The sequence below is a fragment of the Paenarthrobacter sp. genome (genome assembly GCF_031180005.1).
Taxonomy (GTDB): Bacteria; Actinomycetota; Actinomycetes; order Actinomycetales; family Micrococcaceae; genus Arthrobacter.
Genome location: NZ_JAPSHI010000001.1, coordinates 166,585 through 189,994, shown reverse-complemented (window position 1 = coordinate 189,994; position 23,410 = coordinate 166,585). Strand labels below are relative to the sequence as shown.

The following is a 23,410-nucleotide window of genomic DNA, read 5'->3' as shown; positions in this document are numbered from 1 at the left end:
GAGTTTGTGAACGCTGATCTCGTCGTCGTCGGCTCGGGTTTCTTTGGCCTGACCATTGCAGAACGCGCCGCTACCGAGTTGGGGCTGAAGGTTGCGGTGCTTGATCGCCGTCACCATATTGGTGGAAACGCCTACAGCGAGAATGAGGCGCAGACCGGAATTGAGGTGCACCGCTACGGCGCCCACCTCTTCCACACCTCGAATGAGCGAGTGTGGGACTACGTGAACCGGTTTACCAAGTTCACGAGCTACCAGCACAAGGTTTACACCAGCCACAAGGGCGAGGTGTACCCAATGCCCATCAACCTGGGTACCATCAACCAGTTCTTCCGTTCGGCCATGAGCCCAACCGAAGCAAAGGCACTCATTGCCGAGCAGGCTGGCGAACTGGCGGGAACAGACCCGCAGAACCTCAATGACAAGGGCATCCAGCTCATCGGGCGTCCACTTTACGAGGCCTTCATTAAGCACTACACGGGAAAGCAGTGGCAGACGGACCCGAAGGACCTGCCAGCTGAAATCATCTCGCGGCTTCCCGTGCGCTACAACTATGACAACCGATACTTCAATGACACTTACGAAGGTCTCCCGGTAGACGGTTACACAGCTTGGATTGAACGCATGGCGGATCACCCGAACATTGAGGTTGTCTTAAACTCCGACTTCTTCGACGACGGTGAGTACGGCCGGTCTTCTGTCCTCGGACAGGTACCGGTCATCTACACGGGTCCCGTTGACCGCTATTTCGACTACGCTGAAGGCGATCTCTCCTGGCGCACGATCGACCTCGAAGAAGAGGTCCTGCCTATTGAGGACTTCCAAGGCTGTTCGGTTATGAATTACCCGGATGCGGACGCAGCTTTCACCCGCATTCATGAGTTCCGTCACTTCCACCCCGAGCGCGACTACACCAAGGACGCCACCGTCATTATGCGCGAGTTCTCACGCTTCGCTGAGAAAGGTGACGAGCCGTATTACCCCGTCAACACTTCTGATGACCGTCAGAAACTGCTGGCTTACCGCGATCTTGCCAAGGATGAGAAGTCGGTCCTGTTTGGTGGCCGACTTGGAACCTACAAGTACCTTGACATGCACATGGCAATCGGTTCCGCCTTGTCCATGTTCGACAACAAGATCAAGCCGCACTTCACCGGTGGCGCCAAGCTTGAAAGTGGGGGAGTAGACGCATGACCGCTGCAACAAACGAAAGCCAGGAGATCGCCATGACGGCCACCACTGCCGCTGAAATCCCCGCTTCTACGGAACAGAACCTGCGGATTGTCCAACGCGTGATTTTTCCGGCCAACCGCGACCTCGACACACTGCCCCTGTATGTGGATCCTGACACCAACAAGGTCCAGAGGAGCGACAGCAACGCAGATGTTCAGGCCATCGGCATGGCCAGGAAACTCCACCCGGAGGACATCTTGAACCGTGGCTCCGTCCAGGTGCGTCGCGGTGAACGACTTTCATTTGGTTCGTACTTCAATGCCTTCCCTGCAAGTTATTGGCGCAAGTGGACCATCGCAACTAAAACTGTGCTTCACATTGAGACCGAGGGCGAGGGGACGGTTATCGTATACCGTTCCAACGCTCGTGGCGCGTCGCAGCGCGTCGACTCGATTCTTGTCGAGGGTTCTTCCAGCAATGATTTCGATCTGACCTTGGCCCCGTTTGGGGACGGCGGCTGGTACTGGTTCGATCTGATTGCCGGCGGCGATGGCATGACGCTAAAGAGCGCTCACTGGGCTGTCCCAGATGAAGGCCGCGCCCAAGGGCGCGTGACATTGGGCGTAACAACGTTCAATCGCGCCGACTACTGCCTCGAGACCATCAAGTCCATCGATGCTGACGCAGGTCTACGCGAAATACTGGCCGAACTCATCATCGTGGATCAGGGCAATAAGAAAGTTGCCGACGAAGCTGGCTTCGATGCAGTTGCGGACTCCATGGGCGACCAACTACGGATCATCAACCAGGGCAACCTGGGCGGCTCGGGCGGTTTTGCCCGGAACATGTACGAAATGGTCGTTTCTGATAAGAGCGACTACGTCATGTTGCTGGACGACGACATCGAGCTCGAAACAGAGGGTGTCATGCGCGCAGTGGCGTTTGCCGACCTCTGCCGGAAGCCGACCATTGTTGGCGGCCACATGTTCGATATGTACAACAAGTCAGTCCTGCACGCTTACTCAGAGGTAGTCAACTTCTACCGCTTCCTCTGGGGTCCTGTGGAGGGACTCGGCAATCACGACTTCTCCACCGCAGGTTTGCGCTCAACTCCGCAACTCCACCGTCGCTGGGACGCAGACTACAACGGCTGGTGGATGTGTCTCATTCCCAAAACCGTTGTGGAAACCATCGGCCTGTCCCTTCCTGTGTTCATCAAGTGGGATGACGCTGAGTACTCCCTCCGCGGCCGTGCAGCGGGCTTCCCCACAGTGACTCTTCCAGGGGCAGCGGTCTGGCACGTCTCTTGGGCGGATAAGGACGATTCCGTGGACTGGCAAGCCTACTACCACGAGCGCAACCGACTTATCGCGACCCTCTTGCACTCCCCGTTCCCCAAGGGCGGACGTATCCTGCGGGAAAGCTTGAACGCGGACGTCAAGCATCTGGTTTCAATGCAGTACTACCCGGAGCAGGCCCGTGTTATGGCTCTCCGCGATGTTCTCGCCGGACCAGGTAATCTGCACAAGCAACTACCGACGATGATGCCGAAACTCCGTGCAATGCGCGAGGAGTTCCCGGACTCGCAGGTCAAGACCGACCCTGCAGCTTTCCCGGAGGTCTTCCTCAAGCGTCCCCCCAAGAAGCCGCAGTCTTACAAGCAGCCAGGTGCTTTGGGCCTGCTTCCTTGGGCAGTTAAGACCGTCCTTAAGCAGACGCTGGCTCCCGTCCGCGATACCGCCAAGGCCAACCCTGAGGCTCATGTAGCCCATCAGGACGGCAAATGGTGGAGCCTGGCGCACTTGGACAGCGCAGTGGTGTCCAATGCTGACGGCACAGGTGCTTCATGGCACTTGCGAGACCCCAAGATGGCTCGTCAATTGGTGGTCGAATCGACCAAACTCCATGCTCAACTCTTTTCCAACTGGGAGACCCTTCGGGCTCAATACCGTGAGGCTCTTCCAGAGATCACCTCCATGGAGTCGTGGCGGAAAACATTCGAAGCTTCGGAGCCCAGCAAGTAGCAATGACGACTTCCACAGATACTTATGCAGTTCCCGGTGTAGGTGCCGGGCTGCTGGACGTTTACCGGCGCCGATACCTCCTCAAGCTGATTGTCCGTAAGGAACTCCGTGTAAGGTACCGGGGCTCCGTCCTCGGTCTCGCCTGGTCCTATGTCAAGCCGTTGGTTCAGTACGTTGTGCTGTTCTTCGCTTTGGGAATTGTCCTGCGAGTCGGGGACCAAATTCCCAATTACGCGCTGTACATGTTCTCCGGCGTCATCGTCATCAACTTTTTCTCCGAAGCGTTTTCGAATGCCACGAGATCCATCGTGTCGAATGCTGCCTTGGTCAAAAAGATCTACCTGCCGAGGGAGTTGTTCCCCGTCGCGTCGGTGTGGGTGGCAGCGGTTCATTTCCTCCCACAACTTGTTGTCCTGTTGGCAGCGGCGCTGCTGAGCGGGTGGAAACCAGACGTTATGCAGCTCATTGGAGCTGCTTTGGGCTTCGTCATTGTGGCAGTTACGGCAACGGGTTTGGGCCTTTTGGCTGGCGCCATCAATGTCTTCTTCCGCGATGCTGAAAACATCGTGGATATGTTGATGATGATCGTTACATGGACGTCGCCGGTGCTCTATGACTGGACCATGATCCGCCGGCTGGCGCCACCTTGGGTGTTGGTGATCTATCAGCTCAACCCGATCACAGTTGCTGTCGAATTATTCCACTGGGCCTTCTGGTACCCCACTGTTGACCGTCCAGTCGAACTGCCTCCGCATCTCATGTGGACAGGATTGATTGGTCTCGGCATGGCAGCCATGTTCCTTATCATCGGCCAACTCGTCTTTCGACGACTTGAGGGCCACTTTGCGCAGGAGGTCTAGATGGGCGCCGCGATAGTCGTCAAAGGCCTTAAAAAGACGTTCAATCTGCGCCATTCCCACTCCCTCAAGGAGACTCTGGTTTGGCTGGTCAAGGGCCGGAAAAGCGACCTCAGCAAGAAGTTCGATGCTCTCCACGATGTGAGCTTTGAGGTACAGCCGGGGGAGACCGTGGCACTGTTGGGGTTCAACGGCTCGGGAAAGTCAACACTGTTGAAACTCATATCGGGAGTTATCCTGCCCGACAAGGGAACAGTCCGCACAAAGGGTCGTGTAGCTGGGCTCATCGAGGTAGGCGCAGGATTCCACCCGGACTTGTCCGGGCGTGAAAACGTCTTCCTCAATGCCGCGATACTGGGAATGACCGAGCAGGAAATCAACGAGAAGTTCGACGAGATCGTTGCGTTCTCTGAAATAGAACAGTTCATCGACACCGAAGTAAAGTTCTATTCCTCCGGCATGTTCCTACGGCTGGCATTCGCCGTAGCCGTCCACACGCAGCCGGATATCTTCCTGGTGGATGAGATCCTGGCTGTCGGAGACGAACCGTTCCAGAAAAAGTGCTTGGCCAAGATCAAACAACTCTCGGCGGAAGGACGGACCCTGGTGGTGGTCAGCCACGACCTCGACATGATCTCACGCATCTGCGATAGGGGAGTCGTGCTTGCCTCCGGTACGGTCCAGTTCGAAGGCCCCGCTGACGAGGCTGTAGCTTGGCTGCGGAATAGCAACTAGCCGGTACTCCTTATGTGATTCGCAAGAGGGCGGCAACAGGGCCACCTCCCATCTTCTCAAGAGATGGGAGGTGGCCTTTGCCGTACCGCGGAGCAGCATCAGAAGGTGTACGGCACATGGATCAGCCTTGGATTTGCTTGGCGCTCTGTCCAATACCGCACATCGAACCCGTCCGTGAATGGCTTAAGCGGGCCTTTGAAATCCACAAAAGAAGAGAGTCCGTTCCTTGTGAGGGACGAACGCTCTTCTGCGACACGGGTGCCACCGGGCACTGCCCGGCTGCCTAGACAGAAACCTTTTCAGCTGGCTCCTGAATGACATGTTCTTCTGACTTCGTCCGGCGATGCCGACGAACGTAGTGGAAAACAGTGAACACCAATATCCCGAACCACGCGGCTGCTTGAGCAGCAAGGCCCATGATGAGACCCGGCGTCGTGAAGGTAACGTCCACTGAGGTGGCGCCGGCCGGAACATCCACCAGTATTACTCCCGCTGGGCCCTGAGTGAGCTTCTGAGGTTCCCCATCAACCGTGACGGTGTAGCCGGGCCAGGCGAGACGGGCGAGGGTGAGCTTTCCAGCGGTGCCGTCACCGGACAGCGTTATGTGTTCATCGTTACCGTTCCTTACGGCATCCTGCACGGAGATACCGTCGGAAGCCCAGGAAACGGTTCCAGGGTACGGTAAAGGATTCTCCCGCTGAAGGATTGTCCTGGTCTCATCCGAAGCCACGATCTTCCAGCCCGGGGCTACGTTGAGTTGGTCCGGGGCGATCATTGTTTTCTGGACGGCTACCGTCTCCACTTGGAGGACATCTGCCAAAGTAACGTCGATTTCACTTGATGCCTGCTTAAACAGCTCAGTGTAGGCCAGCGGGCAAGTCTCGCCGCGGTAGTTCATGCACAAGGCGTTCACGTATGTTGTGAAACTGATCCCGCTGTACCGGCCCATGCTGTTGTTGACGTCGGCGTTGAGGATCTGATTACCGTACAAAAGGCGGCCCTCAGTAAATTCCTGTCCTGTGATTTTCATGGTGTTGAAGATTTGAATGGTGTTACCCCTGTAACTACTGGTTGAGTCACGGAGCGTGTCCGCATCCACGGGGGAACCTATCCCGGCAACAGCGTTGTTGGGGACGAACTGCCTGGACTGCATTCCAAGCGTAGCGATCGTTCCGACCACCATTACTGCTGCGAGGCCGCGGTAGCCGAACCGCTTCCAACCAAGGACGGCCAGCCCCACCAGAGCCAACGTCACTGCCAAGGTGAAGACCTGCCATTTGCCACCCTCAGGCACCATGGACCATGCCCTGTAGGTTCCAAAACCAAGGATGGCCACGGTAATGAATAGCCTTTTTTTCCATGACGTGGTTTTCAGGCCCGCTGAGGCCACGACGGCGACGAGGACGATGACTCCGAGGTATACATACTCGATGAGCCGAATGGGCCAGCGGAAGACAAGCACCTGGGAGGGAGCGAAGGTCAGCAGGAAGTAGATTCCCGTAATGATGTAGATACTGAATATTTGACGCGAGCGGTTCCTAAAGCTGCGGAAATCAAGCCACGGAAGCAACGGTAGGACAAACCACGCCAAGTAACTGGACGGGACGTTGTCTATGGGGGCCCAGAAGTTGTTAATCCGGGGCCTCATTGACGAGGTGCTCATGGTCAGGAGCGATGACATATCCGGGGAAAGGAAGAGGTCATTCAGGATTTCGCTCTGCTGCCGGACGGTGACAGCCGAGCTGAGGGGCAAGGGGAAGTAGACCAGGACAGCGGTCAAACCAACCAGTGCACCCACAATGACGATTGGAATAAGCCGACGCCAGTGCCTCATGAGCATCAACTCGACGGCGACGGCGGCGAGAACCAGGATGACGCCAATGGCACCGTAGGGGTTTCCGGCGGTCATCGTGAGGAAGCCCAACAGGAACGGCAGGAAGGGTGAAGTGTTGCGACGTGCGTAGCGGCGAACAGACCACCAGAAAACGGTAATCCAGGCGAAGGCCATCAGGCCCCCCGGCCAGCGGGCGGCCTCGTAGAAGAGCGTGAAACCGCTGAAGGGAATGGCTACACCGGCGGCCAAGGCGAGTGGCCGGTTGGAACCGTAGTCGCGGGCGAGCATGAACGTCCCGAACGCCAGCAACGCGATGAATTGCACGATAATGAAATAGCTCGCGAGAGACAAGTTCTCGAAGTTCGAGACGATGACTGAGTTGACGATGTTGACCGGGTTGAAAATTCCGTAGCCCACCTCGGCCACGATATTGCCGCCGACCCAACCGCCGGGTTCCATCAACGGGAATCGACCGGACCGTATCTCCTCTCCCATATGGCGCCATAAGGGGAGGAAGGACTGCATCATGTCGTCCCAGTAATAAAACGTGGGATTGAACAGTCGGGGAATGATGGAGGCGACTGCCGCTATAGCGGCAGTAATGATTCCCCAATGCCAGTCGTGCTGCATGAAGTAGCGCCGCCGGGTGGCCGGGGGACGCTGGGCAGTAGCCCCGGAGGTTCCTGCTGTCATGGTCTTAGCTTGCTCCTTAGCGCGCGGCATAAGTATGGATATTGGCCTAAAGGACGGCCGTGATTATGGAGGGCCGGAGGGCGTCCGCCACCACCCGCTACTTGGCCTCGGAGGTGGATTCCACGGAGGTCTTGGAAGCGGACTGTTGCCGCCACCGGAAGTGAACAAAGGAAATTCCGACGCACAGCAGATCGGCAATCGTGAACATAATTCGTGAGAGTGCAGCGATTGCAGTCGCGGCACCGGCGCTCATCATTCCGGCCAGGGCAAGGATCAAGATGGCTTCGCGGGCACCTACGCCGGCGGGAAGCAGGAATGCCAGCACTCCGAGCGTCATTCCAAGAGCCAATGCACCAGTCAGTACCAGGAACGTTGCGAGGTCCAGGGTGGCCTCGTGACCAACCAATATCCACAGGTGCAGGCCGAAGCACAGGTACATCAGAACGCCAAGGATGAAGGCCTTCACCATGGTGTTGGCCTGAATGCGTTCGGGTAGCGGTGGGCGACGAAACACTCGCAGGACGATGTTGACCAGGAACGTGACGACGTTCGGGTTCATCGCCAGGATCACCACCGGGAGTATGACGTACAGCCACTGCAGATTGGGCTGCCGTTGGACCAGGATGGGAAGAGCCGAAGCCCCAACCACCAGGGCCGCGCCTATGGTGATTCCGGTGCTCACCAGAGACGCTACGAAAACCTGTGCACGTGCAATTCCGTTCTTACGGCCAAGCTCCATCTGAAGCACGAACGCCCACACGGAACCGGGCAGATACTTGCCGATCTGGCCGACCAGGTAGATCTGGTTGAGCACCAAACCTTGAGGTTCAATGTCTACTGACCGCAGCAGACTCGCCATGACCACCCGCCACATGTACATCCCGAGGAGGACGCCAGGGATGAGCGCCAACAGGGACAGCAGGACCTGCCACCATTGCAGGGCGAAGACGGTGGCTTGGACTTGCGGCCATTGGACTGCAATGAAGTACGCCGCAGCAGCGAACACGATCACTACCAAGGCTCGCCGGGCGAAGTCGACCAGCTTTGCCTTGGTGCTCTTTACTGGCGGCTGTTCCGGATTCAGATCGTTGTCATTGGAAGGTGTTTCCGCGATTGAACCCGTCATGAGGCATGCGTTCCCGCGTTAGGCGCCGCCGCGAACTCACTCCGACGGCGGCGCATGGCTACCAGCCCTTTGAACATCTTTACGACGTCGGCAGTCCGGATGGTTGTTTCGCCAGGTTCGTCGTCGGGAGCCAGCGTGACGGGAACTTCAACAATCCTGAAACCTTGCTTCTCAGCCGCATAGACAACTTGAGTGCTGAAAAGAAATCCGGGGTCATCGAAGCGGTCAACCATGCGTCGAAGCCAGTCGCCGTCAACGATCAACGTTCCTTGGGAGTCGCCGATCTTTGACCCGAGTATTACTTGTCGCAGAGTCTTGAAACCAAAGGTGGTTATGCCGCGAACGAGGCTGCGCTCGGTGACCGAGTCCTTATGGGCCTTCGAACCGATGACAATGTGCGGTTTGGCTTCGAGCTTCTTGTCTTCGTCAAGGTCGTCGGTGCCGAAGGGGAGGTCGTCGGCGGTGAGTAGCACTCTACGGCCGGAGCTGGCTTCGATGCCCCGGCGATACGCATTGCCCATGCCCTTTTGGCTCTGGAGAACCTGGAACGTCACGTTGGGAGTGTCCACCGCATGCTTGAGGGCGACCTCGAGTGTGTTGTCGGAAGAACCGTTCTCCACGATGATGATCTCGGAGGTGCCACTGGTCAAGTAGCCGGAAAGGCGGGCCATTGTTGCCGCCAAAATCCGTTCTCCGTTATAGACCGGGATCACAACGGAGAGATCCGGTTGGCCTGCCTGGTCGAAAGTCAAGACTCTCCTCGGTAGTTCGTGCCGACGAATTCTTGAACGCCAGCGCAGCTCGCAACGCTGTTGTCACGAGTTCCTTGCAAACCCTCAGTCTAGTTCATTGTTGGATACCTTCTGTGGAAGGGCAGGGGTTTCAGCGTTGACAGCAGACGAAAGGGGTGCACCGGACATTCTCCGATGCACCCCTCAAAACGGCAAGCTATGTCCGGTCCTTATCAGGGGAGCGAAGTGAATCCTTGCCATCCGTTGCCTACCTGGCGCCAAGCGAGCCAGCCCCCGGAACCATTGCCGGGATAGAGCCACAGGTTGCCGTTGGCGTCACGGGCAAGTACATCAGTTTTGCCATCCCCGTTGAAGTCTCCCGGTCCGAGCAACGCCGTCATGCCGTTCCATCCGCTTCCGATTTGGGAGCGACTGCCCCAGCCACTGCTGCCATTGCCAGGGTAGAGCCACAGGGCACCTGCAGTATCCCGGGCCAGCACATCCGACTTCGCGTCGCCGTTGAAATCGCCCGTGCTGAATATGGCATTCATGACGTTCCAGCCTGCCCCTACTTGGGTCCGCCCGGCACTGAACTTACCCAAGCCGTCGCCCTTGTAGAGCCACAGGACACCTGAGGAGTCCCTCGCCAGGACATCGGACTTGCCGTCCCCGCTGAAATCGCCGGGGGCGATCACGGACGTCATGCCGCTCCAGCCTGCGCCTGCTATCTCAGGCGGTTGCCAGCCGCCGACGCCGTTTCCTTTGAAGAGCCACAACTGCCCGGATGCGTCCCGGGCCAGGACATCACTTCGTCCGTCTCCGCTGAAGTCCCGCGTTGGGACAATCAGGTTGTAGTTGTTCCACGACGTACCCGTGTTGACCTTGCCCAGCCATCCACCTGTGCCGTTTCCCGGGTAGAGCCACAACGTACCGGCCGCGTCCCTGGCCAAGACGTCATTCTTGGCGTCGGAGTTGTAGTCCTTCCAGGTATTGGCCGGCGCCGCAGGCAGGGTGTATGTCTGCGAGGCCACTGGCGATTGGTTTCCAGCAGCATCGATTGCGAAGTACTTGACCGTAGTGGTGGCTGTCGGAGTCAATGTAACCGTTGTGATCCCGGAGGGACTGGAAACCGTCGGTGTGGAGTTGTCCGTGGTGTAGTGGATCTTTGCCCCGGATTCTGTGGTCAGAGTGACCTTTTGCCCGAGGGTGAGGTTTCCGCCCTGTGGGCTGGCCGTCACGGTTGGCGCAACATTGTCCAACACGTACACCTGGGTTTGGGGTGCGGAGGCATTGTTGGATGCGTCGATGGCCATGTACGTGATGGTTTTGCTTCCCATCGTGATGGGGCCGGTGTAGAGCGTACTGGCCGTGGTAGGAGTCGCGCCATTTTCCGTGTAGTAGATTTTGGCGTCGGCTTCATTCGCGGTCAGTGTGACCTTGGTTGCAGGACCGTACGTTCCGCCTATGGGACTGGCTGTGACGGTGGGTGGTGTCGTGTCAGCCACGAAGGCGGTGAAGTTGACGCCTGCAACGGTGGCGTTGCCTGCGACATCCCGGGCTTCTACTTCGAACCTGTTCGGTCCGTTGGCAATGTCTGCATAGACCTTCGGTGAGGTGCATGCGGTGAAGGCATCGGTTCCCAATCGGCAGCGGAAGCCCGCCACATCCGGGGAGCTGGAGGCGAACTGGAACTGGTATCCGGCTCCTACGGTAGCTCCGCTGGCCGGAGCCGTGATGGCTACCTGGGGGGCCGTTAGATCAGCTGTCACGGTCTGTGCGGCAGCAGGGCTGACATTCCCGGCTGCGTCTGTGCTGCGGATCCTTAAGGTATGGGTACCCGCAGTTGTGAGCGTGAAAGTATCGCCCGGAACACAGGTCTGGAATGCGGCATCGGCAGTGGAGTCAACAGAACAGCTGAGTGTTGTTCCTGGCTCGAAAGTGGCACCGAGGACAGGTTTGCCGTTGACCACTTGACCACTGTTCGGAGCAGTAAAGACAGGCGCTGCCGGGGCGATCGTGTCCACCGTGAAGGTCCGTGAAACCGGGATCCCGCCGGGGGCAGGCCTGACGGAGAATGTCTGGGTTCCGTTGTTCAGTGCAGTTGACGTATACGTTCCGCCAGTGCAGTCCACCCATGCGCCTCCCATGGAGCATTCCAAAGCGCTGCCTGCTGGCTCCGCTGTCACACCGAACGTTGGAGTGGTGTCGTTGGTGAAACCGGGGTTCGGGGCTTGTGCGCCACTCGCCAGTGTGGGACCGGAAGTAATTTTTGCCACAGCGCCGCCAAGGATGCTGATGCTTCCCCTGCCGGTTCCTGGAGTGGTGCCCAACTGGCCGGGATCATCCAGGACCAGCAGTTGGCCACGGCGCATACCCAGGCCGCTGATCTTGCTGAAGCCCAGCGCCCATTGGTTGTCAACTGCACCGGTGGTGAGGTTGAGGCGTGACACCTTGTCCGTGCTTGCTGTCGTGCCGCTGCTCGTGCCGGTGTAAATGATGTGGGCGTTGTAGTCGTAGTAGATCGACGACGCGATGCCGACGTTGTAGGAAGTCAACGGTACGTAGTTTGTCATTGCACCGTCGCCCGGGGCGGAGAATGCCCTGAGGCCCGTGGATTCCAGAACATAGACACTGACATGTCCGTTGCTGTCCCAACCGGCTGCAACAAGGCCCAGTGCCCGGGTGGTGACCGATGCAATGGATTCAATACTTGGGTGCATGATCGTCGGATCAACGATCTTGATGATTGATCGGGCGTTGGCGAACGACAGATAGATGTTACCGTCCGGGCCGTCCGATACTGCGTTCGGTCGGACATCGCCGTCGAGGACCGTCAGCGTACTGCTGTATTCGAAGAGGTCCAGCGGCGGATTCCATACGGCCCGTACAAGATGCGAACTGCCAACTGCTGAGTCCGGGATAAAAACCGTTTCGTCGCCGTTGCCCACGGAGCCAGGCGTCGGGTCGAGCACTATGGAGACCCCAGGCACTTTGGGTCCGGGTCCGGCTCCCGGCAGACTTCCACCCAAGCACGTGTCTTGCTCAATGGTGCCCGCGTTCCCATTGACTGGTTCGGACATCCGGCAGAATCCGGCCACACTGTCTGAGACCCACATCCTGCCGATGGGGTCCAGAACGGTTCCGGCCGGCTTGGTAAGCCCGATTCCTATGATTTGTTTCTGTTGGTCTGCGTGTGCGGGAGTACTGGAGACCACCGCCGTCATGCCTGCAACTGTCAGAAGAGTTGCGGTCAATGCCGTGGTGAGTTTGCGTCCGCGAAGCCGCCATCCGCCGTCGCGCCTTATCTGCTGTTCCATTACGCCACTTCCTTCAGCCACTTGGTCAGGACCGCGGCCTGCGGCGCCATGGGCGCCAGGGTAAGCGCTCCCTTGACGATGGGAACGCCGCCAAGCCCATAGAGGGCCGTGCTTAGGGTTGGTGGATTGTTTCTGGTGCAGGCTTTGATAATCGCAAGGCAAATGTCATTGCGTGTTCCAGCGGCACCTGCTTCCAGTGCGACATTTACCGCGGCATTTTCTTCTGCTGCCAGTACTTGGGGCTGAGGGCCCACATATGTCACGACGACATCTGCGAATTTCTTGTATTGAGTGTTTGCCCAAACCTCTTCAAGGCTCGACAAGATGATGAGCGGATTTCCATTAATGCCGCGGCACTCAAATTGATAGCGCTTTACTGGTTCGGGTCTTTCGACGCGTGGTTTGTCGGCATCGCCGGCATTCGTCACGCCCAGCCTGAATGGCTCAACATTTTCAACGACCTTGACCGAGCAGCCTGAAAGAACGAGACCGGCTAGGCCAAGCTGGACGATAGCGCGTCTTGGCATGTCCACCGAGGGATCCCCACTTCATTCGGATGCTCCCCAGCTCCGCATGCAGTTGGATTTTCGCCCCAGCCGTTGCCGGCTGCATTACTCTATCTTCTCCCAAATTCCGCATTTGTCACTAGCCAGTACGTCTTTTTCTTCAAGGAGTATTCCCGATTGCCCCTCAGCCGCGCCACCGTTGGCCTTCGTGCTGCCGTCAGAGGCTGTCACCGACCACGTGCAGCCCGCCGGCGGGGTTTTCCGGAGGTGGAACCTTCCGGGCACCAGGCCGTCGTTGGTCACCGCATACTCGCCGTCCGCGGCTCTTTCGCCGGATGACCAGAATCCAATGATTCTTCCTTGTGGCGCCCTTGGACATAGCTCGCTGGCAGCCTGCAGCATTTGCCGGCTGCTGCCTCCGAAGAGCTCGGATGCAGCTTCGTCACTAACGCGGCTACAGAGTGACAACGCAGTCAAGTAGGCGTCAAGCCCTTCGTATGCCGGTACGCCGGGCTCGGCTATGGAGATGATCCTTGCCTCATCTTCCGTGGGTTCGAACGGGTCGGGCCCCTCATAGCTTGCAGTGCAGGAATCCAGCCGCACGTATCCCGAAGAAGCCCAAACCTCCGCGAGGCTTGTATAAGTAACGTCCGGAACGGCCTCATTCAAGCTTGAACATAAGTACGAGAACCGGCCTGAATCATCAGGCGCACCGGCGCCCTGTCCGCTGCCTTCGCCCGGCTCCGTCGGTTCGGGACTCGATGAGGCCGTTGATGAGGGCGTTGAAGTAGGAGGTGCAGAAGTGAACGGTGCCGTGGTCGACGGTGTCGTTGAAGGTGACGTTGCGCTGGAACAACCGGTAATAAGCAGTAGCAGCGCGGCAGCAGCCGGGTACAGGGTTCGCATGGTGACCTCCACCTCCATGGTTGCCATAACCCGAATGCCGGTCAATGAATTTGGCTGCAAATCGGGTATCGATACCGCTACAAAATGGCGATTCGCGAACGTCGAAGGCCTTGCTCCGGAGACCAAGGCCTTCGACCTTGAGGGTTCTTAGGCGAACATCGAGTTCAACGTGTTGATGACAGTTGCTTCTACGCCCGTTGTTCCGCCCCGGAAGTGAGCGATATGTCCGTAAACGGTCATGGAGCCCCCCGCGATGCCCGGATGGTCCGGGTCCCAGCCGCCTTCATAGCTGCCCCCGGAAGAATAGGGCGGCAGGAACTGGGCGCTGGGTACGTAGTAGCACGACTCGTTTCCGTAACCACCAACGATCACGCCGTTTGCGCCGCCGAACCTCGCCCGGAAGTATGCTGCATAGCCGCTTACCAACTCGCCACCGACGATCCCAATCCTTAGTTGAGGGCTGCCCCCAAACTTCCACACCTGGAAGGGGCAAACGACCGAGGTTTCATAGCTGCCGCTATCGATGCGACCGATCATGACCTGGGCATGGCGTCCGTACCAAGCGGGATTGCCGTCCAAATTGGGTAGCCGCGATGCATATGCGGCGCGCACGGCTGCCATATTGCCTGTCGTCGGCGTTATATCCAGGGGGATCTGCACTTCCCTATAGCTGGTCTGGAGAGGGCTGCCGATGGACCTTCCCGGTCTCTGCATGGCCACGTCAACCGCGGCGCCCAGCCTGGTGGCGTACTCGTCCCGCAATTCCCAGCTGGGTACTCCCATGGGGTTCTGATCTCCGGCCGCTCCCTGCAGGAACAAGGCAAAACACTCGGGGTTGGTGTTTTCGATGTAGTTACACGCCCCGGCGGGAAAGTCGCCGTCGAACAGCGTGCGCATGCCAGCCGCAACCGGATGGCATGCGTAATTGAAAATCACCGCCGCAGCGTTGCCGTTTGGTTTGCGTGCCACGATGACGGGGACAGTGTTCTCAAGGTAGGGAAGGCCCACCCTGTTGTATGCGATGCTTACCGTCGTGACCTTGTAATCCAAGGCGACGGCGGTCTGCGCGGCGTTGAGTGCTTCCCTCGCAGCGTCCACGAGGTCGTTCTCCAAGTGCTGACTGTAGGTCTCCACCATCGACAAATCTGACAACCCGTAGCACATGAACGGGTGAAGCGTGTCGACGATGGCTGGCCCGTTATGAGTGTGGGTGGATTGGATCAAAATGTCGCCGTTGGTCCAGCTGGCCAGTGCCAGGATCCGTTGCCGGGCCCGTTGGTGGATGGATCTGGGCAGGGCAAGAACATCCACGCTCATGATCAGGTTTGGGGAGCCGTTTTCCCAAAGTATGATCGCCCGAACCCACAGTGATTCGTAGGGTGCACTGCTGGTAGCCTCCCGGCCGCCGTCGAGGGTCCCGTACCCCGCCATATAGGGGTTGACGTAAAGCGGCGGCGAAATGCTGACCTTGGCCGTTGAAACGGTAAACGCCATGAAAGATCACTCCTTGATTGTGCGCATTGGTGACCTTCGCTTGCCCCCAAACAAAGCCCGTTTCCCGAATGCGCTGAACAGCCAATACGTGAGACCACCTTCATTAGATCACGCAATCCCGGGATTTAGACCTGTCCCTTGGCCTAAACATTATTTGTTTCCTTGACGTAGTTTTGCCAAATGCGAAAGGGCCTGCGCACCCTTTTCAGAGTGCGCAGGCCCTTGGCAAAATTCCGAGTTGGAACGCCGTGGTCTAACTTCCGGCGGGGGCGAGGATTCTCAGCGCACCCCAACCAGTGCCGACTTTGGTGGGCGAACCCCAGCTGCGATTCTGTCCCACCGGGTAGTAGCGCAGATCGCCGCCGGTGGTCCGCGCCAGGATTCCGGTTGACCCCGCCCCGGCGAAACCACGGATGGCTCCATAACTGTTGATCACGTTCCAACCAACACCTACGGTGCTTGGCGCTGCCTGCACCAATGCGCCACTTCCATTTGACCGGTAGAGCAGTAGATCACCGGCGTAATTCTTCGCAAGGAGGTCCATGTTGGAGTCCTTGTCGAAATCCATCTGGACGATGTCCAATCCGGCCCAAGCTGTACCAATCTGAACACGCGCGCCCAATCCGGTGCCGGAGGGATTACTGATGTGGAACAAGCGACCCGCGGGATCGTAGCCGACGATGCTCGGGCGGGTATCGGACTTCCTCCACGAACCCACCGTGAGCGTCCAGTCCTTCCAACCGGTTCCAAGGCTGATGGGCGAACCGTAGCCCCGGCCCTTTAATCCGGGGTAGACGCTGAGGCGCCCATCGGTCCACTGCGCAAGAATGTCCATCGCGCCGTCGTTGTTCCAGTCGGTGAGGAAGCCGGCCTTAAGGCCAGTCCATTGAGTACCTATAAGTTCGGCCGGTAGCAAGGATGTGGACCCTGACCCGGGATAGCGGTAAAGGTTGCCGTCTTGACGAGCGGCCACAACATCTTGAGCGTCGACGCCGAGCGTGGTCTCTACGTTGACCGGTGCACCGCTGATCACATTCGCGTCATTCCATCCCACTCCTATGAGGAAACGGTTGCCCCAGGACCCGGAAACCGCCGGGTAGTAGTACAGGTCACCATTGGCAGCCCGGGCTTGGAGCCCTTGGGAACCGGAGCCGTTGAAACCGGCTGCGGAGCTTACCGATGTCATGCCGGACCACCCGTTGCCAATCACCCGGGCCGGCTCGGAGAAGAAGGATCCCACTCCGTTGGAGCGGTAAAGACGCATAATACCGTCCGTCGTCCGGGAGACGATGTCCTGGTTGCCGTCACCGTCGAAGTCCAGTTGGTTGAACTGGTGCCCTCCGAATCCGGTCCCGATCAGCGCGCCTCCGCTAAGGGCGGCTCCTGCCGTATTTGTGTACCGGTACAGATTCCCTTTGCCATCCTGACCGATAACACCCGGATAGGCATCCCTGGCATTCCACCACCCGACAGTGAGCGACATCTCCTGCCACCCGGTTCCTACCAACAAGGGGGACAGGAAACCGCCACCGGAAGCACCCCGGAAGACCCGAAGCGAGCCGTCCTCCCACTGGGCGAGGATGTCTTGGACTCCGTCTTGGTTCCAGTCAACGACGTGGACGGATTGTGCAGTTCCCCAGCCAGAGCCGATGGCTACCGGTCCCGTAATGCGCCCTTGGCCGTCTGCCGGAAAGTTGTCGAGGCGTCCGGAGGGCATGGCAGCAAGCACATCAGCCCCGGATCGGATAGCGGGGCTGGAGGGGCGGGGGACTCCGCGTGCAAATGTCCGAAGCTGGTCATAAGTGCCGTTGAAAACGTTTGAATCGCCTTCGAAGGGGCCGGTGCTGCTGTACTGCCACATGGTGTAATTGCCCCAGCTGACCGGCAGGTTACCGGGGGAGTTCGTTGGGTTGTTCCAGTAGGACGCGATCCACAGGGGGTAGCTTCCGAACGTGGAGTTTCCCACGCAGGTATTCCACCAGTCGGTGGTGCTGTAGATCACCGGGAAACGGCCGGTCAGTGCCTTGACTGTGTTACCAAAGTCGGCCGCCCACTGTCCGAGCTGCGCTTTGGACATGTCGTAGCACGTGTTGCCGAAGTAAAACCCGTTGATGGTCCGTCCGGCATAAGGGTTGTACTCAATGTCCAGGACGGGCGGCAACGTGTAACCGTCGGCTGTCCAGCCACCACCGTTAGCCACGAAATATCGGGCCTGATCGGCACCTGATGACCAGTTGGGGATAGCGAAGTGGTAGGCGCCCCGGACCATTCCTACGTTGCGGGATCCGTTGTACTGCTGTGTGTAGTTCTCATTGAGGTAGTAATTGCCTTCAGAGGCCTTGACGTATGCCCATCGGGACCCTTGATTCCATTGGTTCTGCCAGTTGACGTTGCCTTGGTGGGCGCTGACGTCTTGTCCGGCGATGCCGATAGTGGGGCGCCAGTGCCCTGGGTCAGCCGCCATGGGGAATGCCGAATCCACGGTTCCCCCGATTGCTTTTGCTCCGGAAGGCTGGGAAGCCGCCTTCTGCTGCTTGGCCATTACTCTGGGCGAGCGCTGCCCCATTTCTGCGCCACCGGCTGGAATGGCGGCCCGCATGGCCGTTTTCATGGCTTCGGCGTCCGGCGCGTTGCCGGGCATGGATTTGGGCGTTGGGGCAGGCGCTTCGGGCTGTCCGACGGCGGTTGGGCTCGTCACTGTGGGGGAAGGTTCGACGGCGGCCGGCCGCTCTTGCTGATCGGGCACCGGCGCACCCGTTGACAACCCGCTGTCCGGAGCGGACCCAGAGCCGTCGCCGGCTGGCCGGGGGCCCTGCGGCGGCGGGCTTTCCTGAGTATTGGAATGCGGAGCCGGTTGAGGGCCGGAGGGCTGCGCCCATGCGGGAACTCCAAGGCTGCCAGCCGCCAGCAGTGCGACGGTAAGCGCCAGGCCGGCACGTGCCAGCGGGATGCGGTGGACGGGGTCCATCGAACGAGTTTTCATTTTCACATCCGGCCCTGCATCGCGGCTTAGCGGTACATGGTGTGGCTTCGGGACAAGCTCCAGGGCGGGCGCCTGTGCCTGAGACCAAAGGCCAGCTCCTAACGGGCTTTACCCTAACATTCCGAAACTGGAGTGACTAGTGGGTTGAATGATACTGACGAGACGGATGATGACGAGTTATCCACACGTGGTCCGGACTGACTTGAGGCTCTGAATTCGCTCGCCTAGCGTGAATGACTCGAGATGCGCCTCTCGTTTACGGGCTCGTGACATGGGGAGAGATGTGGATGCTGTAAGAATTGTCGAGGGAGAAGTTCGGGAACTCATTCGACGCCGCGGGCTGGATCCGCTGGAGCAAACAAAGGATGTCCGGCTTCTCGTAGATGCCGCCGTCAACGACTACGATGAACGGGCACTCCTGGGGACCCTTCCTTCGCTCGGGCACCTGGAAGCCGCCCGGCAACACATCTTTGACGCCGTATCGGGGTTTGGGCCACTGCAGCCACTGCTGGATGATGACGGAATCGAAGAGGTGTGGATCAACGCGCCGCACGAAATCTATGTGGCGCGCAACGGGGAATCCGAGCTCACGGCAATAACGCTCAGCGAGCAGCAGGTGCGCGATCTCGTGGAAAGGATGCTCAAAAGCTCAGGGCGGCGTCTGGACCTCTCATCCCCTTTCGTGGATGCGGCCCTTCCTGACGGGTCCCGATTGCACGTAGCGATCCCGGACATCACCCGGAAGCATTGGGCTGTCAACATCAGGAAATTTATCGCCAGGGCGAAGCGGCTCGAACACCTCGTAGAGCTTGGGAGCCTAACGCCGCAAGCTGCCAGATTCCTTGGTGCGGCAGTAGCCAGTGGACTCAACATCCTGGTTTCGGGAGCCACCCAGGCTGGGAAGACAACCATGCTGAATTGCTTGGCCGCAAGCATCGGTTCCCGTGAACGAGTTATCACCGTTGAGGAGATCTTTGAATTGCAGCTCCCGCTGCGCGATGTAGTCGGGTTGCAATGCCGCCAAGCAAATCTCGAAGGTGAAGGCGAAATTCCACTGCGGCGGCTGGTCAAGGAAGCGCTTCGAATGCGCCCGGACCGCTTGGTAGTGGGAGAGGTGCGCGAAGCCGAAAGCCTCGACATGCTGATCGCGCTGAATTCCGGATTGCCCGGGATGTGCACTGTGCACGCCAACTCGGCACACGACGCCGTCACCAAGATCTGTACCCTTCCGCTCTTGGCTGGTGCGAATATTTCCAGTGCTTTCGTTGTGCCAACGGTGGCATCCTGCATCGACCTTGTGGTGCACTGCGGCCGCCATTCAAGTGGGCGCAGGCAAGTGACCGAAATCCTCTCCTTGGGACGAAGGGTGGAAAACGGAATTATCGAATCCTCTGGCGTCTTCGGCTTGGTGGCCGGGCAGCTGCAGCCGAGAGCCAACTCCATGCCCGCCGCTGAAAAGTTTGCCCAGGCTGGCTTTGACGTGGCTGCCCTCCTGGAAGTGAACTGATGGCGCCATTGCTTGGGATCGTAGTGGGCTTGGGAGTCTTTCTCATATGGTGGTCCGCGTGGGTCCAGCCGCCGGCTGGACCCATTAAGGCCAAGCCCCGTCGCTTGGACCACCTCCTGCTGTCAGCAGGGATCGAGAAAGTAACCGGTGGCGGACTCCTTGCGACCTGCGCCGGCTTCGGCATGCTGGCGCTGCTGGTGTTCTACGTTCTGACAGGGTCCCCACCGGTGGCCTCGTGCTTTGCGATTTTCGGCTCCTGGATTCCGTTTGCGGCTGTGCGCTGGCGCGCACGGAAGCGCAGGACTGCGCTTCGGCAACTGTGGCCGGATGTCGTGGACCACTTGCGATCAGCAATTCGTGCAGGCCTCGCATTACCGGAGGCCCTGATCCAACTGGGAAACAATGGGCCGGAAGAGTTAGGGGAACTGTTCCTGGATTTTGGGGCCGACTACAGGGCCGCTGGAAATTTTGATGCGGCGGTAAAAAGACTCAAGGATCGCCTGGCAGATCCGGTGGCCGACCGCATCATAGAGGCGTTGCGAATGACCCGGGAAGTGGGTGGCTCCGACCTCGGGCGCATGCTCGGGACCCTTTCAGTGTTCCTGCGTGACAGCGCCCGGACGCGCAGTGAGCTTGAGGCCCGGCAGTCCTGGACCATCAATGCTGCCCGACTGGCAGTTGCTGCGCCTTGGATAGTTCTGGTGGTCATGGCAAGTCGGCCCGAGGCCATGCTGGCTTTCAACTCCGGCATGGGCGCGGTGGTGTTGCTCGGAGGACTGCTCGTCTCAGTTTTCTGCTACTCCGTGATGCTTCGCATTGGCGCCTTGCCAGAGGATGAGCGGGTTCTTCGATGAACACATCGACTGCCTTCGCCTTGTTGTGCGGCCTTTCTCTCGGCATCGGCTGCTGGTTGGTCCTGGTGCGGATCCCGTTTATGCGGGGAACAAGATTCTCGGATCGCATTGAACCGCAGTTGAAGTCGCAGAATCTTGGTTCGCGCCTACTGCGCGCGCCAACACAAGACCTAACGCCGTTTGGGCCCTTGGAACGAATACTCCGCCCAATCGTCCGCGATGCGATCACCTCCATGTCCCGCTTCAACGTCAGCTCCACGGCATTGAGCAAAAGGCTCTCCCGTGCCGGTTCGATAAAAACGACTTTGGATTTCCGGGCTGAGCAGCTTTTGTGGGCTGGCGCCGCCTTCGTGATAGCTGTACTTGTAGTAGTCGCCGGTGCCACTGCCGGTCGGTTCAGTGCCGCCGCGTCATGCATTTCTGTCCTTGGAAGCGCACTCGGCGGCCACCTGCTGCGCGATTTTGTCTTGGGTCTCAGGATCAAACGACGGGAATCAAGGATGTTGTCCGAGTTTCCCAGCCTTGCGGAGTTAATGGCGCTCGCTGTTGCTGCGGGAGAGAGTGCAATGGGCGCATTGGATAGGGTGAGCCGCAGCTCGAGTGGTGAACTCTCCGGGGAATTCGCCACAATTCTCGCGCATACCCGGTCCGGGACACCGCTGACGCAAGCACTCAAGGCCTTTTCATCAAGAGCGGAATTGCCACCCCTGGTCAGATTTATTGACGGTTTGGTGGTTGCCGTAGAACGCGGAACTCCCCTGGCAGACGTGCTCCGGGCGCAAGCGGCCGACGTCCGCGACGCCGCACAAAGGGAACTCATGGAGTCCGCAGGCCGCAAAGAGATCGCCATGATGGTCCCGCTCGTCTTCGGCGTGCTCCCTCTGACCGTGGTATTCGCTGCTTTCCCTGCTATTGCGGCTTTGGAAATGAGCCTTTAGCGACCCGTCCATAGATGCGCCCTACCGTCCATGCAAGCAGTCACACCAAGTCAGCACCTTCTCGAAATACATACATTGGGGAAATTCATGAAACGAATCGCAAGCAAACTGTCCGCTGTCTCCACACTGTTCCTTGGCTCCACATGGTTGTTCGTGGCGATTACTCCGAGGGCGAAGCCTCCTAAGGAAGACCGGGAGCGCGGTGACGTACCGGGCTGGGTGATGATTACGCTGATGTCCGCGATCCTGGTAGCAGGACTTCTTGCCATCGCCACACCTGCGTTGGGCGACCTTTTTGATCAAGCAATGAGCAAGGTGGGCCAGTAGGACGCGGGATGGGCAAGGGCGGCATAATCGAGGACGGTCGTCACCCGGCACCCTTGAAAGTCGAGAACGACCGGGGGTCTGCTGTGGTGGACTTCGTGTTGATTGGTGCGTTGCTGACGTTGTTCTTTATGTCCATTGTTCAACTGACGCTGGTTCTGCACGTCCGGAATACGCTGGTCGATGCGGCCGCCTCCGGAGCGCGATACGGCGCGCTGTCAGACCGTACTCCACTGGACGCCCGTTCCCGGACCGCAGAGTTGATTGGTGCTGCGCTGAACGTTGATTTTGCCCGCGATGTCACCTCGACCGAAATCACCAGTGATGGGAACCGAACCTTGGAAGTGACAGTAAAGGCACCATTGCCGGTTGTTGGCCTGATCGGTCCAGCCAAATTATTGGAGGTCAAGGGACATGCAGATCTGCCAGGGTGACGGGCTGAGGCGCCTACTGAACGCCGTACGGCAGAGAGTTCGCGAGGCCATGTGTTTGCCGGTGGAATCGGCTGGCAAAACGTCGGACTTCGCTCCAACTCCTGGTGAGCAACAGGGCAGCGCCGTGGTGGAATTTACCTTCCTGGCGTTGCTGCTCATGGTCCCCGTGGTCTACTTCGTGGTGACCGTAGGCCGAATCCAGGGCGGGTCGTTTGGGGTAGTGGGCGCCGCTGACCAAGCAGCTAAAGTCTTCGTGGCACAACGGGACCCAGCAAGCGCCAGAGCGGCAGCAGAGCGCAGTGTCCTCGTCGCCCTTAAAGACCATGGTCATTCCGTTGATCAGGCCAGCATCACCATCGACTGTGATCGTGAGAATTGTCTGTCGGCTGGCACCACGGTGACTGTCACGGTACGCCTGGACGTTTCCTTGCCCTTGATGCCATTCGGGGACGTGTTGCAATTGAAGGCAAGCCGACTCAGTGCATCGGCGTCGCAGGTTGTAGGCCGTTACCAATGACTGTAGTGCCGTCGAAGAGGCGTCCACCTGAAGATGGCCAGATAACGGTTCTCATTGTCGGGTTCGTGCTGTTGTCACTTCTCCTGGCCTCGGTGGTCATGGCTGCGTCGGCTGTCTATCTGGAGCACAAGAAGCTGCTGTCCCTGGCTGACGGTGCGGCGCTCGCGGCCGCGGATTCCTACATGGTGGGGGATATCGGGGGAGGTGGCATGCCTTCCCCATTGCTGGACGACGCGAGAGTCGTGGCCGCAACCGGATCTTATCTCGATGCAAGTGGCGCTTTTTCACGGCATGACCGACTTGCCGTCGCAGCGGGGACGGGCAGCGAGCCGGGCGCTACGGCGGTGGTAGTCCTGACCGCAGTGGCGCATCCGCCAGTAATCAGCTTCCTGCTGCCCGATGGCATTCTCATTGAAGCGAGGTCAACAGCCCGATCCCGGCTGACCCAGTAGTAGAGCTC

The 23,410-nt window shown here is 58.9% G+C and carries 20 protein-coding genes; 12 read left to right on the top strand and 8 right to left on the bottom strand.

Features of this window, described 5'->3' with window-relative positions:
• Positions 1-6: 6 nt before the first annotated feature.
• Genes glf through RIF72_RS00865 form a run of 4 tightly spaced genes read left to right on the top strand, consistent with a single transcriptional unit; the run spans position 7 to position 4,786 of the window.
• Complete coding sequence (glf, locus tag RIF72_RS00880) at positions 7-1,191, top strand: UDP-galactopyranose mutase (RefSeq protein ID WP_309073022.1); 1,185 nt, start codon at positions 7-9, stop codon at positions 1,189-1,191.
• On the top strand, positions 1,188-3,194 hold the full coding sequence (locus RIF72_RS00875) for a glycosyltransferase (protein WP_309073021.1): 2,007 nt from the start codon (positions 1,188-1,190) through the stop codon (positions 3,192-3,194). The genes glf and RIF72_RS00875 overlap by 4 nt, the downstream gene beginning before the upstream one ends.
• A 2-nt stretch (positions 3,195-3,196) precedes the next feature.
• Positions 3,197-4,054 carry an ABC transporter permease gene (locus RIF72_RS00870; protein ID WP_309073020.1) on the top strand — a complete coding sequence of 286 codons (858 nt, stop codon included), beginning with the start codon at positions 3,197-3,199 and terminating at the stop codon, positions 4,052-4,054.
• Entirely contained in the window at positions 4,055-4,786 is a 732-nt protein-coding gene (locus tag RIF72_RS00865; protein ID WP_309073019.1) for an ABC transporter ATP-binding protein, read from the top strand.
• A 283-nt stretch (positions 4,787-5,069) separates the two neighbouring features.
• Here the strand turns inward: RIF72_RS00865 and RIF72_RS00860 are convergent, their stop codons facing one another.
• The 6 genes from RIF72_RS00860 to RIF72_RS00835 form a co-directional block, all read right to left on the bottom strand.
• Complete coding sequence (locus RIF72_RS00860) at positions 5,070-7,313, bottom strand: hypothetical protein (protein WP_309073018.1); 2,244 nt, start codon at positions 7,311-7,313, stop codon at positions 5,070-5,072.
• A 97-nt stretch (positions 7,314-7,410) separates the two neighbouring features.
• Positions 7,411-8,439, bottom strand: coding sequence for a lysylphosphatidylglycerol synthase domain-containing protein (locus RIF72_RS00855; protein ID WP_309073017.1), 1,029 nt, complete (start codon positions 8,437-8,439; stop codon positions 7,411-7,413).
• Positions 8,436-9,191, bottom strand: coding sequence for a glycosyltransferase (locus tag RIF72_RS00850; protein WP_309073016.1), 756 nt, complete (start codon positions 9,189-9,191; stop codon positions 8,436-8,438). Before RIF72_RS00850 ends, RIF72_RS00855 begins: the two co-directional genes overlap by 4 nt.
• Before the next feature lie 212 nt (positions 9,192-9,403).
• On the bottom strand, positions 9,404-12,487 hold the full coding sequence (locus tag RIF72_RS00845; RefSeq protein ID WP_309073015.1) for a chitobiase/beta-hexosaminidase C-terminal domain-containing protein: 3,084 nt from the start codon (positions 12,485-12,487) through the stop codon (positions 9,404-9,406).
• Positions 12,487-13,014, bottom strand: coding sequence for a hypothetical protein (locus RIF72_RS00840; protein ID WP_309073237.1), 528 nt, complete (start codon positions 13,012-13,014; stop codon positions 12,487-12,489). The genes RIF72_RS00845 and RIF72_RS00840 overlap by 1 nt, the downstream gene beginning before the upstream one ends.
• 84 nt (positions 13,015-13,098) lie before the next feature.
• On the bottom strand, positions 13,099-13,662 hold the full coding sequence (locus RIF72_RS00835) for a hypothetical protein (protein WP_309073014.1): 564 nt from the start codon (positions 13,660-13,662) through the stop codon (positions 13,099-13,101).
• A 133-nt stretch (positions 13,663-13,795) separates the two neighbouring features.
• Between RIF72_RS00835 and RIF72_RS00830 the strand changes: the two genes are divergently transcribed.
• Complete coding sequence (locus tag RIF72_RS00830) at positions 13,796-14,050, top strand: hypothetical protein (protein WP_309073013.1); 255 nt, start codon at positions 13,796-13,798, stop codon at positions 14,048-14,050.
• Here RIF72_RS00830 and RIF72_RS00825 read toward each other — a convergent pair.
• Both RIF72_RS00825 and RIF72_RS00820 read right to left on the bottom strand, forming a co-directional pair.
• Complete coding sequence (locus RIF72_RS00825; protein ID WP_309073012.1) at positions 14,047-15,393, bottom strand: hypothetical protein; 1,347 nt, start codon at positions 15,391-15,393, stop codon at positions 14,047-14,049. The genes RIF72_RS00830 and RIF72_RS00825 overlap by 4 nt on opposite strands.
• Before the next feature lie 253 nt (positions 15,394-15,646).
• Positions 15,647-18,376, bottom strand: coding sequence for a GH25 family lysozyme (locus RIF72_RS00820; RefSeq protein WP_309073011.1), 2,730 nt, complete (start codon positions 18,374-18,376; stop codon positions 15,647-15,649).
• Positions 18,377-18,659: 283 nt separating this feature from the next.
• Here RIF72_RS00820 and RIF72_RS00815 point away from each other — a divergent pair, with 283 nt between their 5' ends.
• The 7 genes from RIF72_RS00815 (at position 18,660) to RIF72_RS00785 (ending at position 23,402) form a co-directional block, all read left to right on the top strand.
• Positions 18,660-19,883 carry an ATPase, T2SS/T4P/T4SS family gene (locus tag RIF72_RS00815; RefSeq protein ID WP_309073010.1) on the top strand — a complete coding sequence of 408 codons (1,224 nt, stop codon included), beginning with the start codon at positions 18,660-18,662 and terminating at the stop codon, positions 19,881-19,883.
• Positions 19,883-20,737 carry a type II secretion system F family protein gene (locus tag RIF72_RS00810; protein ID WP_309073009.1) on the top strand — a complete coding sequence of 285 codons (855 nt, stop codon included), beginning with the start codon at positions 19,883-19,885 and terminating at the stop codon, positions 20,735-20,737. Before RIF72_RS00815 ends, RIF72_RS00810 begins: the two co-directional genes overlap by 1 nt.
• Positions 20,734-21,675 carry a type II secretion system F family protein gene (locus tag RIF72_RS00805; protein WP_309073008.1) on the top strand — a complete coding sequence of 314 codons (942 nt, stop codon included), beginning with the start codon at positions 20,734-20,736 and terminating at the stop codon, positions 21,673-21,675. The genes RIF72_RS00810 and RIF72_RS00805 overlap by 4 nt, the downstream gene beginning before the upstream one ends.
• A gap of 87 nt (positions 21,676-21,762) precedes the next feature.
• Positions 21,763-22,002, top strand: a complete 240-nt coding sequence (locus RIF72_RS00800; RefSeq protein ID WP_309073007.1) for a hypothetical protein — start codon at positions 21,763-21,765, stop codon at positions 22,000-22,002.
• 8 nt (positions 22,003-22,010) lie between these two features.
• A complete protein-coding gene (locus RIF72_RS00795; RefSeq protein ID WP_309073006.1) occupies positions 22,011-22,433 on the top strand; it encodes a pilus assembly protein in 423 nt (140 codons plus the stop codon).
• Positions 22,414-22,950, top strand: coding sequence for a hypothetical protein (locus RIF72_RS00790; protein WP_309073005.1), 537 nt, complete (start codon positions 22,414-22,416; stop codon positions 22,948-22,950). Before RIF72_RS00795 ends, RIF72_RS00790 begins: the two co-directional genes overlap by 20 nt.
• Positions 22,947-23,402 carry a pilus assembly protein TadG-related protein gene (locus RIF72_RS00785; protein WP_309073004.1) on the top strand — a complete coding sequence of 152 codons (456 nt, stop codon included), beginning with the start codon at positions 22,947-22,949 and terminating at the stop codon, positions 23,400-23,402. Before RIF72_RS00790 ends, RIF72_RS00785 begins: the two co-directional genes overlap by 4 nt.
• Positions 23,403-23,410: the final 8 nt, after the last annotated feature.